Origin of the sequence: Pseudomonas sp. G5(2012) (assembly GCF_000408945.1) — a bacterium.
Lineage (GTDB): Bacteria > Pseudomonadota > Gammaproteobacteria > Pseudomonadales > Pseudomonadaceae > Aquipseudomonas > Aquipseudomonas umsongensis.
In genome coordinates this window covers 1-11,318 of the sequence record NZ_APIO01000165.1, presented here as the reverse complement: position 1 = coordinate 11,318, position 11,318 = coordinate 1, and the positions used below count along the sequence as shown (strand labels likewise).

The window sequence follows — 11,318 nt, the reverse complement described above, 5'->3', positions numbered from 1 at the left end:
TAAGTGGCCGTTACCGCAGGAATGGATATGTACTCAGTCACAAAATCCCCATTGGCCGTCAGAACGCCTTCGCCGGCAAGCCTGGCTCCTACAGTAAGGGCGAAACCCAACCGTTACCGCAGGAATGGATATGTACTCAGTCACAAAATCCCCATTGGCCGTCAGAACGCCTTCGCCGGCAAGCCTGGCTCCTACAGTAAGAGCGAAACCCAACCGTTACCGCATGAATGGACATTTACTCAGTCAACCAACAATAGGTCGGCTATCAGGCCGCCTCAAGGGAGGTTGACGGGGTGGTCGCAAAATCACCACCCACGTCTGTCGGTCACACTGCCTGCATCTCAGAAGGGTTAGCGCAGTCCATCGGAGCGCAGTGCTGCGGGGGTGAATTCGAAGTTCTTGGCGGTCAGGCCGTACTCGGTGTTACGCGGTTCCTCGTTGCGCAACCCAACCACCATGTAGCGACCTGAGATCAAGTCGTACAGGGTTTCGGCGGCAAAGTAGCTGGCCTGTTCGTCGTATCGATACAGCGCATGCCCCTCCGCTACCCGCCATAGCTGGCCTTTCTGATCGTAATGATCGACTTCCGCCAGTTGCCAGGTGTCTTCGTCGAGGTACATATGACGCTTGGCGTAGACATGGCGCTGGCCAGGCTTGAGGGTCGCCTCCACCTCCCATACGCGGTGCAGCTCATAGCGGGTATGGTCAGGGTTGAGGTGCCCGGCCTTGACGATGTCGTCGTACTTCAGCGCAGAAGATTCCAGGCGATAGCTGTTGTAGGGAATGTACATTTCCTTCTTGCCAATCAACTTCCAGTCGTAGCGATCAGGTGCTCCGTTGAACATGTCGAGGTTGTCCGCCGTGCGCAGGCCGTCGGAAGCGGTGCCCGGCCCGTCGTAGGCCAGTTGCGGGGCACGTCGCACGCGACGCTGACCGGCGTTGTAGACCCAGGCGCGACGGGGCTCCTTGACTTGATCGATGGTCTCATGCACGAGCGCAACCGTGCCGGCCAATCGTGCTGGCGACGTCACGCGTTGCTTGTAGTAATACAACAGGTTTTGCGCGTCGCCGGCAGGCAGGTCGGTCACTTGCCGGGGGTACACTTGCTCTTCCTCGAAACGCACCGCCGTGTAGTCGCCGTTCACCTGTGGCGTGGCCTGGATGAAGCTGCGCTGATAGCTGCCGCCGAGATATCGCGTGATGTGGTTCCAGACTACCTCGACACCATTGCTCGGAATCGGAAACGCGTAGTAGCCGCTGTCGGCGAAGTTGGCCAGGTTGTTGCCATCGTCGGTTGACGTGACATGCAGGGCACTGTCCTTCGCCAGCTTCATGATGTCTGGCGGAATCGTCGCCGAACGATGGGTTGGGTAGACCGGTATCCGATAACTTTGGGGGAAGCGTTTGAACAGCGCCAACTGCCCGGCGCTGAGCTTGTCCTTGTACTGCTCGGCGTTCTGCGCAGTGATGATAAACAGCGGTTTCTCACTGGCGAAAGGGTCGGCGAGGAACCCGTTGGCGCCCACCTGGCCGGCATTTTTCGGCAGCCCGCCGGTCCAGGCCGGAATGCTGCCATTGGCATTGCCTTCTTTCTGCGCGCCAAGGGGGGTCAGGCTGGTGCCGAGCTGGTCAGCCTGCTGGGGCGAGACGGCGGCCATGACGCTGGAGGCCAACAGCATCAATGCAAGGGATGCGCTCGTGAACTGTGCGTATGCTTTCATGTTTTCAAAGGCTCCGGGATCAAAAGGTCACGCCGACGCTGAGCGACAGGTTGTCGCGGTCAATGTCGGTATTGAAGTCGCCGCCGAAGTAATCGGTGTAACTCAGGCTGACGGTGTAGGTGTTGCGGTAGTCGGCATCGAGGCCGACGCTCACGGCCTTGGAGCCTTCGTTGAAGGTCGGACCGTAGCCGTCGACATCGTGGGACCACGCCAGATTGGGGCTGAGGTTGACCCCGGCGAACACGCTGGTGTACTTCAGGGCGCTGAACGCCCGGTAACCCCAGGAGTTTTGCGTGTAGTAGCCGTGGCGCCCGGCCTGGCTCAAGTTGCCGAAGACCGAGTCGCGGCCATAACGCTGCTTGTCCAGGCCTTCCAGCCCGCCGATGTGGGTCATGCCGATTTCCACCGCCAGCGACATCGAATCGGCACCGATCACCGGATCGAACAGGTGCAGCAAGGTGGTCTGCGCCTGGGTGACTTCCTTGCGCTTCCAGCCCTGGATGACCTGCCCTTCTTCGGCGGGTACGGTCGGTTCGACGATGCTCCCGGTCAGTGCCTGGAACACCGGGTTCAGCGCACCGCCGGAGAGGTCGGCGGTGTTGATTGACAGTGGTTCATTGGGGCGGTAGCTGATTTCGCCGCTCCACGCCGTGCCGGTGGGAAGCACGGTGGCGAAACTCAAGCCGAACAGGTGGATGTTTTCCGGGTAATCGATGAAGTAGTGCGTATTGCCGGCGCCGGTGGCCAGGCCCAGGGCAAACTGCTCGTCCGACGGCAACGCGGCGAAACCCGGGTCGTTCTGGATGAAGTTGGCGACGCCGCTCTCGGTGCGCAAGGCGAACTTGGGCTTACGCGAGTGGTAGTTGATGTAATAGGCACCGTACTCCGTACCCTCGCCGAGCCAACGCAGGGCCAGACCGAACTGTCCGCTGTCGCGCGCCTCGTGGTCCTTGTCGCGCGGCAGGATGACGCCCTCGTTGCTGATGCGACGGTCGAGGATGTCAAAACCCAATCCGGCATTGGCGGCGATCGGCTCCAGCGGCGCGATGTCGGCCAAGCCGGCGTTGAGATTGCGATCACAGCCCTTGGGTACGGGGTCGGCCCCGAAGAAGGTGCCGCAGTTGGGCAGCGCGTAGGGCTTCCACTGCAACTGGTAGAAACCCTCGACGTTAAGGTTTTCCGTCAGGCTTTGGGAGACATAGAGCATGTTGACCGGAATCAGGCCTTCCTTGAGTTCCGAGCCCGGCCGGACCAGCGCCGAGACGTCCAGCGGGTTGATCGCGTTGATCGAGTTGCCGATGAACAGGCTTTCTCCCCAGCTCACCACCTGCTTGCCCAAGCGAACTTCCCCCGGACGATCGGCTAATTCGTAGCGTTGCGCGACGAACGCGTCGAGAAATTCGGCGCCCGAGGAACGCGTGGACATGACACGCCCATCGTCGCTGATATCCTTGAAGGGACGGTGTTCGTCCTGCAGCTCGAAGTCGTACCAGTATTTGCCCCGGACAAAAGCGCGGGTGTCGCCGTAGGACAGTTCGAGGTCATGCACGCCCTTGAAGATCTTCGAATAGGTTTCACCTTTCTTGAAATTCTGGCGCCCGTCGTCACCGGAGGTGGAGAAGCCGGTGCCGCCATTGTCGCTACCGATCAATTTGGACTCGGGTTCGGCCATGGCCCAACTGGCACCGATCGACAACGCCGAGTCGAATTGGCCGTGAAGCTCACCGAGGTCGAAGCTTGCGGCGCAAACCGGTGCCGTTGCCGCCGCCACGGCCATTGCCAGCAGGCAGCGCTTGAGAGGAGTGATATGCACAGACTTTTTTCCTTATTATTGATGTGTCACCCATCGGCGGGCTTTGGCTTCCCCGCCCGGCAAGGTCAGCCTTGTGTTTGCAGGAAACAGAGCACGGCCTGGCGCTCGCTGGCATTGCGCAGGCCACCGAACGCCATTGCCGTGTCTGGGAACATTTGTGCCGGGGAAGTCAGCCAACGATCCAGCTGTTCGACGGTCCAGGAGCTGTTCGCCCCGGCCAGGTCCTTCGAGTATTTGAAGCCCGGTATCGAACCGATGGGGCGACCGACCACGCCATTGAGGCGCGGGCCAACGCGGTCGGCGTCGAGGGCATGGCAGGCGGCACACTTGGTCTGGAACGCTTGTTGACCGGCGCCGGCATCGCACTCGGCAGCCGCAATGGCGTGACTGAGCGCCAGCAGCGACAGGCCGGCAAGCGGTTGAATCAGGTAGCGCATAAGAGGTTCCCCAGCAGTATTGGTGGTGAACCTAAGGTGACATCCGCGGGGGACTGACTAATCGCTGGTCAACGCCAGAGATTTGCCATTGGGCGCCATTCGATGGCGAAAGGCGCCTCGGGCATGGACGGCTCGATGCCGTCAGTGCGATGGAACGTACGGATCAGGCGTGCCGCTTTCGATAGGCGGGTATTTGGCCAGGCTCGTCTTCAAGGCGCCGACGATGCTCATCATGGGCGTGATCACCCAGGTGTTCTGCGCTGCCACGTTGTGTTCCTCGCGAAGGTCCGTAAGCAGGTTGTACAGACGCGGTAGCGCCAGTGTTTGCGGCGGATCGTACATATCGTCTTGCAAGATCAATTGCAGTTTCCAGTTACGCCATTTCACCGCCGACAGGCGATCGGCGACATAGGCCGGGAATCCTTCACGGTTGGATTTGGGCTGTTTGCCGGTGAAGAACGCCATCTGGTCGACCCCGTCCACGGCGCGGTCGGTGGGAACCTCGGCCCCTGCGGCATGGGCCAGGGTGGTGTAGAGATCGACGATATGGACGATCTCGTTGCTGACCTTGCCAGTCGATACATGACCTGGCCAACGCAGAATAAAGGGTGCCCGCAGGCTGCCCTCCATGGCGGTGAAGTAAGTGCCGCGCCACGGACCATTGGCACCCTGCCACGGATAGGTGGACTCGCCACCGTTGTCGCTGGCCAGCACTACCAGGGTATTTTTTTCGACCCCCGCCGCTTTCAGGGCATCGAGCACTTGTCCGGTCCGAAAGTCGATCTCGGCCAGCACGTCGGCCCATGAACCATTGCCTGTTTTACCGGCAAACGCCGGATTTGGCTGCGTAGGCATGTGGGGTTGCGAGAAGGACACGTAGGCGAAAAAGGGTTTGCCCGATTGTGCATTGTGGTTGATGAACGCCGTTGCCCGCTGGGTGATTTCTTCATCCATGGTTCGCCGGGTGTCGAGATCGAGTTTCTTGACGGCCTTTGGCGCCTCGCCCTTGCGGGCCTCGTAAATAAACTGCGCCGGCGCCAGCTTCTGGTCCCAGCCCTGTTTGCTACCAATGGCCGGCGTCAGGCCGCTGGCTACGTCCGAAGCCGACCACATGGCCTCATCGTAGGTACGCGGCACGCCGTACCATTCGTCAAATCCCTGCTGGGTCGGAAAGCGCTCCTCGCTGCTGCCCAGGTGCCACTTGCCCCAGATGCCCGTCGCATATCCCTTCGCCGACAGCAGCTCAGGCAAGGTGACTTCCCACAGGGTCAGGCCATCGGGCTGGCCGGGACGAGGGACCTTGTACGTCCCGGAGCGGATCGGAAAGCGGCCGGTCATCAACGCCGACCGCGAAGGCGTGCACTGCGCCTCGACGTTGAAGTCGGTGAAACGCATCCCTTCAGCGGCCAGTTGGTCGATGCGCGGCGTCTCGGCCCCGCGCAGCGCGCCGCCGCCATAAACACCGAGTTCGCCATATCCGAGGTTGTCGAACAGTAAGACGACGATGTTGGGCGCCGCGTCCTGGGCAACCACAAACGGACTCGCCAACAGAACACCTGGCAAGGCCAGGCATGCCAATAGGTTTCTCATTTCAATCTCCAGTGCGCGATGGTTGTCGGCATGACAATCGCCAGCGTGGCCAGACCATAGGCCGCCCCCCACTGCCGTAATTGCCCGCGGATGCCAGACACTTTTCATTCGGCGCCAATTTCTCGCGCCCCACCTAAGGAGGGGGGAGCGGCGTTGCGTCACTTGTTAGGATTCGCTCGGGATTGTGCATGCCATCGTTTTTGCTGATCCCCGATTTCACGCGAACGGGATCCACCCGCCGTGCCAGGAGCGATTTCGTATGTCTCGTCTGAAACACACCGTTTATGCCGAAGCCCTGCTGCAGCGTCATGCCGACATTTTTCGCCCTCACCTGGCGACCGTCGGCCTGGACGAAGGGCTACTGGAACGACCGGATGCCACCATTCCGCTGAGCCAATACAACGCCCTGCTGGAAGTCGCCGCCGCCCATGGCGACGCCAGCCTCGGGTTGCGCATGGGCCTGGGTTTGCTGTGCAGCGGTATCAACAGCAGCCTGTTGGGCGGGGTCGGTCATGCCGCGCGCAGCGCACCGGACGTGCGTGCGATGCTTGTATCCGCCAGCCGCTACATCGTGGTGCACGCCCAGGCCAATGAGCTCGACTGGTGCCTGCAGGCGGGTCGTCTGGAAATCAGCTACCAGATCACCGACCCCAGTGTTCTGCACCGGCGCCAGGACGCCGAGTTCGCTATCGGAACGCTGTACGCCCTTTTGCGCGAGATCACCGGTGAGCGGTTTGCGCCGTTACGTGTCGATTTCGCGCATCCGCAGCCGGTCGATATCGAACTGCACAAGGCTGCGTTCAAATGTCCATTGCGTTTCGACCAGCCGAAGAACGTGATGGCCTGGCCCGGCGAGATGCTTGATCAACCCTTGGTGACGGCCGATCCGCGCCTGTTCCAGGCATTGTTGCCGGGGCTGGAGGCCGAGCGCCGCCGCCGGTTGGCCGACACCGACCTGACCACCCGGATCGGCATGGTGATTGAAGCCAACATCAGCAACGGCAAGATCGGCATCGATCAGGTGGCGCGCCACCTGTGCATGAGCAAGCGCACACTGCAACGGCGGTTGCAGGAACTTGAAGTGGAATTTGCCGAGTTGGTGGAGGAAATACGCCAGGCGCTGGCGATCGATCTCGTTCGCCAGTCCCCACAAAGCCTGACGGAAATAGCCCAGCGTCTGGGCTATAACGAGGCCAGTTCTTTCACCCGCGCATTCCGTCGCTGGGTCGGGATGACGCCGCGGGAATTTCGTCAGCAAAAGCCTGAGTAAGGAAGCCGGCGGGGATGCGCCCCGCCGGCCGGTTCGTCAGCCCAACAGTTTGTGCGTGCGCAATGCAGCCTGGCTGCCGGCACTGATAGCGCCGTCAATGAAACCGCGCCAGCCTTCGCCGTGGTCGCCCTGGCCAAACACCACACGACCGCGATCCTTCTGGAAGTGATCGTAGTACTTGCGTATCCAGTTAGGCTTGTAGCTGCAATAGGTGCCGCGGGCATACGGGTCCAGGGTCCATTCGTAGCCGTAACAGGCTTCGACTTCGAGGTCCGGATAGAAGGAGCTCATCATCGCCTGCACGGCGTCACGGTCCTGGATATCGAGTTTTGCAGGGTCGGCGCCAAACCCGACGAACAGGGTGTGATCCTCGGCCTTGGCATAGGTCGCCAATACGTTGATCGGGTGAGCGGAACCGGCGAGGCCGAGCCGCTTGCCCGCTTCCGGCAACTTGCCCTTGGTGCGCACGAACACCTTGATGCCACTGCCAGTGTGTTTTTCCTCCGCCGCCTGGACCAGCGCCGGATCCAGCGCCGGGGTGAACGCGATACGCGGCAACACGTTCATCGGGACTGTTACGATCACCGCACCGGCACGGATCACCTCCCCGCCTTCGGTGGTAATCAGCACGCGCTTGCCCTGCTCTTCGACCTTGGCCACCGGTGTGGACAAGCGCACCTGCGGCTTGCCGTCCTCGATCATCGCGTTGATCAGGCTGATGGTGCCGTCCTTGAAGCTGTAGCGACCACAGGCATCGACGAAAGCTGTCATGTTCCAGCCGGGCAGCGACCACCAGCGCGCCGTTTCCAGATAGGACGTGCGATCGCTGGTGGTATGGGCGATACCGGCAACATAGGCATCGATGAAGCTGCGCTCCAGCGGCGTCAGCTTCAGTTGCGCAAAACGGTCAGCGCCGGTCATGCCATCGACGGCGAGCAGTTGCTCCCAGGTATGCTTGGCGTCGTAGGGACGCTCCCAGAGCTTGGGCGCATCGGCGAAGAAGTCCTTTACCGCCTTCGAAATACCGATTAATTCCTCAAGCTTTGGCTCGACGGCCTTGCCTTCGTGAATAATGCGCACCGTCTGCTGTTCTTCGACAAACGGCTCCGGCGTCTCTTTGAGTTCCAGGCCGTAGCGCTGTACTTCGGCCCAGACGTTGGGCTGCGTCCAGTGGATCCAGGTTCCGCCCAACTCGACCTTGTGACCGGCAAACTCACTGCTGAACGTACGCCCGCCGAGCCGGTTGCGAGCTTCGAGAATCACGGTCTTGTAGCCGTTCTTCATGCTCTCGCGCGCCGCGGTGACGCCGGCAAATCCGCCGCCGATGACCACTACGTCGTAATCGCAATCAGCGCATTTGGCGCCGCCCTTGTCACCGGCCACCGCGGTACCGATCGAAACGGCACCCGCCGACACCGCTGCCCCTGCCGCACCGACAACGCCGGCATTTCTGAGAAACTTGCGGCGACTTACGCCCTGCCCCTGCTTGTTATCCATACCCCACCTTTGAATGTCGTCATGATGCCTGTTGGCAGTCTGGGGTAAACATGACAGAAGACGGGGCGCAGCAATTGTCAGGGGATGCCAATGATTTAGCCTTGGGTGCCAAGCACGTTTTCAAGCGTCGTGGTCGACTGTTACCGGTACCGGGGCCTCGGGGTGCGTGCCTCCTTGGTCGATTGCGTTCAATTCGATAGAGGAATGACCACGGATAACCAGGTGTTCCAGCCTTCTGCCCGATTCTTCGCATCGAACTCGTAGTAGCCCTTGAGGTTGGCGTACCAAAGGTCTTTACCGACTTTGAAGAAGTGCCCGGCTTGGGGCCCAATGCCATTGACCCTGGATTTGAAATCACCAAAGGTGGCACCGCTGCCGCTATCGCCGGTGACCTGCTGGTAGACATAGCCAACCAGGCCCAGGTGAGTCTGGTCATTGATGAAGTGCGAGGCGCTCAGGTCAAGGTGGGCATCGACACCGTTCTGATAGTCGATATCGCTGTTTTCCCAGTTGTACGTCAGTCCCGCCACGGCGGAAAACTCGTTCTTCTTGTCAAAATAGGTGTAGCCGCCTCCCGCATCCAGAGCGGCGTGACCCAGGCCGATGTTAACCAGGCGATTGGGGTCGTAGGCACCGACCGGAATGTCTCCCATGCTGTAGGCAATGAAATTGTGAACGCCATGGTTCCATTTCAGGGTGCCCATCACATAAAGGTCGCTGCCGCCTTTCAACGTGTCGTCGGTACTGCCGGAGACGGTCCGGCCCCGCGGGCCTGTCAGCGTGAGATCGACACTGCCTTCGGAGCGCGCCACGGCTGCGCCCATTGCCAGGGCAGCCTGAGCGCCGAGCAAAGGCTCGGCGAAGGTGTAGCTCGGGAAGGCGAACAGGATATCCGCTGTCGCATCCAGGCCAACCGTTGTCAGTCCGCCTCGGGGAACGGGTTTGCTGGCGTCGTCCTTGGCGTGGGCGTGGTAGTAGATCAGCGGCAGGCTCCAGCCGGGCTCGGTGGGTACCGCCGCCAACGCGCCGAACTGGCCTGGCAGCCAGAAACCGATACCGCCGTTATCCGCCTGGGCCAGCATGGCGGGCAGTAAGGCCAGCAGGCCCAATGCAAGTCTGTTCCCTGTTGTCATCGAAGCCCTCGACTCACTGCAAACCCATGGCTGACTGCGCAATGGTTACAGAGGCTGTTACGCAAAACGCCATTTATTGGAGGGGTTTTTTTCGTTGCCCCTGCCTACGGCACATCCATTGACTTTAGCACCGACACCGCGAGCCTCCCCCCTCTCCAGAGGGGGGGCGCGGCACACCTTGGCCCCCTTCCTAGAATGCGTTTTCCACCAGCCAGAACAAACAACGGAGACCACAATGAAGATGAATTTTTCCAGGGTCATGGCTCAGGTTGCGCAACGCTATGCCAGCCAGGAGGCGTTGGTGAATGTGGAGCGCAACCGGCGTTATCGCTTTGATCAGTTGCATCGGCTGACCAATCGCATCGCCAACGCCTTGCGTACGCGCCTGCATTTGCAGCGTGGCGACACGGCTATGTGCATCCTGGAAAACGACAATCTGTCGTTGCTGCACGCCTGGACAGCGTTTAAAGGCGAAGCAGCGATTGCGCATACGAACTTTCGCGATTCCCTTGAAGAACATCGCTGGCAGGTGGAGTTCATCGCGCCCAAGGTCATTTTCATCGAGCTCACGTTGTTGCAGCGCTACCGCGAAATGCTGTGCGCCAGCGGTGCCGTCGTGGTGTGCATGGATGAGCCTCCCGCCGATTGTGGCTTCGCGCAGTCCTTCTGGACGTTGCTGGAAGGGGTATCGGATGAGGAGCCTGATGTCGAATCCGATGTGTACCAGGACACGCTGATCTACCGCTTTACCGGCGGCACCACCGGCAAGAGCAAATGCGCCCGCTACACCATCGATAACTGGCTGGCGGCGCGCGACTCGATGTATGCCGACAGCGAGCAGAGCCAGGCCCTCAACGAACACACTCGCTACCTGCACATTGCGCCCATCAGCCATGGCTCGGGGTTGTCGCTGTTGCCCACGCTGTTTCGGGGCGGGTGCACCGTTACCCAGAACGCCGCCGACCTCAAGGCATGGTGCAGCAATGTCGAAGCGGAGCGGATTACCACGGCGCTGATGGTGCCGACGCTGGTGGGTTGGCTGCTGGAGTTGCCCGAGGCCACGCAATACGATCTGTCGAGCTTGCAGACCCTCTATTACGGCGCGGCGCCTATGAGCCCGAGCAAGCTCAAGCAATCGCGGGAGCGTTTCGGCAACATCTTTTTCCAGCTGTACGGCGCCACCGAATGCGCCCAGGCGGTGTGCACCCTGACCAAGGCCGACCACCTCTGTGCGGTCGAAACGGGACGCCTGGCCTCTGCCGGACGGCCTGCCACGGGCATCGAATTGAAGATCGTCGATGAGGCGGGCAATCGCGTTGCCAATGGCGTCACCGGTGAAATCTGGCTACGTGGGCGCGGAACCATCAGCGGCTATCACAACAATCCCCAGGGCACCGCTGCTGAGTTCAGCGAGGGTTTCTGGAAGTCTGGTGATCTGGGCTACGTGGACGAGGCCGGTTATGTGTTCATCGTCGATCGCAAGAAAGACGTGATCATTACTGGAGGGTTCAATGTCTACGCCGTGGAGGTCGAATCGACGCTCAATAGTCACCCCGCGGTGTCGATGTCGGCTGTGGTCGGCATTCCCCATGACAAGTGGGGTGAGGCGGTACATGCCGAAGTCGTGCTTAAACCGGGAATGATCGTCGCTGAAGAAGAACTGATCGCCCTGGTCAAGGAGCGCCTTGGCCGCTTCAAGGCACCCAAGTCGGTGAAACTGGTGGAGGCCCTGCCCTTGAGCGCTGTTGGCAAGGTGCTGCGGCGACAGGTTCGTGAGGGGTACTGGGTGGATCAGTCTCGGCGAGTTTCTTGATCTGATCGTTCCGACGCGCAGCAAAGGAATGCCGCCAGGGACGC

The 11,318-nt window shown here is 60.8% G+C and carries 8 protein-coding genes; 2 read left to right on the top strand and 6 right to left on the bottom strand.

The genetic code is table 11. The features are described 5' to 3' along the window. Positions 1 to 350: 350 nt before the first annotated feature. The 4 genes from PG5_RS31175 to PG5_RS31160 all read right to left on the bottom strand — a co-directional run bounded on the left by PG5_RS31175 (position 351) and on the right by PG5_RS31160 (position 5,561). Positions 351 to 1,721, bottom strand: a complete 1,371-nt coding sequence (locus PG5_RS31175; protein ID WP_020801058.1) for a DUF1329 domain-containing protein — start codon at positions 1,719 to 1,721, stop codon at positions 351 to 353. 19 nt (positions 1,722 to 1,740) lie between these two features. Further along, positions 1,741 to 3,498 (bottom strand): DUF1302 domain-containing protein, encoded by a 1,758-nt coding sequence (locus PG5_RS31170; RefSeq protein ID WP_052024747.1) that lies wholly within the window; start codon positions 3,496 to 3,498, stop codon positions 1,741 to 1,743. Between the two features lie 101 nt (positions 3,499 to 3,599). Then, entirely contained in the window at positions 3,600 to 3,971 is a 372-nt protein-coding gene (locus PG5_RS31165) for a cytochrome c family protein (protein WP_020801056.1), read from the bottom strand. A 141-nt stretch (positions 3,972 to 4,112) separates the two neighbouring features. After that, positions 4,113 to 5,561: an arylsulfatase gene (locus PG5_RS31160; protein ID WP_020801055.1), complete on the bottom strand. Its 1,449-nt coding sequence runs from the start codon at positions 5,559 to 5,561 to the stop codon at positions 4,113 to 4,115. A 259-nt stretch (positions 5,562 to 5,820) separates the two neighbouring features. On the opposite strand from PG5_RS31160, the gene PG5_RS31155 reads away from it, so the two are divergent. After that, positions 5,821 to 6,831, top strand: coding sequence for an AraC family transcriptional regulator (locus tag PG5_RS31155; RefSeq protein WP_020801054.1), 1,011 nt, complete (start codon positions 5,821 to 5,823; stop codon positions 6,829 to 6,831). Between the two features lie 36 nt (positions 6,832 to 6,867). Here PG5_RS31155 and PG5_RS31150 read toward each other — a convergent pair whose 3' ends face one another. Both PG5_RS31150 and PG5_RS31145 read right to left on the bottom strand, forming a co-directional pair. Then, a complete protein-coding gene (locus PG5_RS31150; RefSeq protein ID WP_020801053.1) occupies positions 6,868 to 8,328 on the bottom strand; it encodes an NAD(P)/FAD-dependent oxidoreductase in 1,461 nt (486 codons plus the stop codon). Positions 8,329 to 8,516: 188 nt separating this feature from the next. Continuing rightward, complete coding sequence (locus PG5_RS31145; protein ID WP_042955920.1) at positions 8,517 to 9,461, bottom strand: transporter; 945 nt, start codon at positions 9,459 to 9,461, stop codon at positions 8,517 to 8,519. 235 nt (positions 9,462 to 9,696) lie between these two features. Here PG5_RS31145 and PG5_RS31140 point away from each other — a divergent pair, with 235 nt between their 5' ends. After that, the gene (locus PG5_RS31140) at positions 9,697 to 11,274 is read left to right on the top strand and encodes an AMP-binding protein (protein ID WP_020801051.1); all 1,578 of its coding nucleotides are present in this window, start codon (positions 9,697 to 9,699) and stop codon (positions 11,272 to 11,274) included. Positions 11,275 to 11,318: the final 44 nt, after the last annotated feature.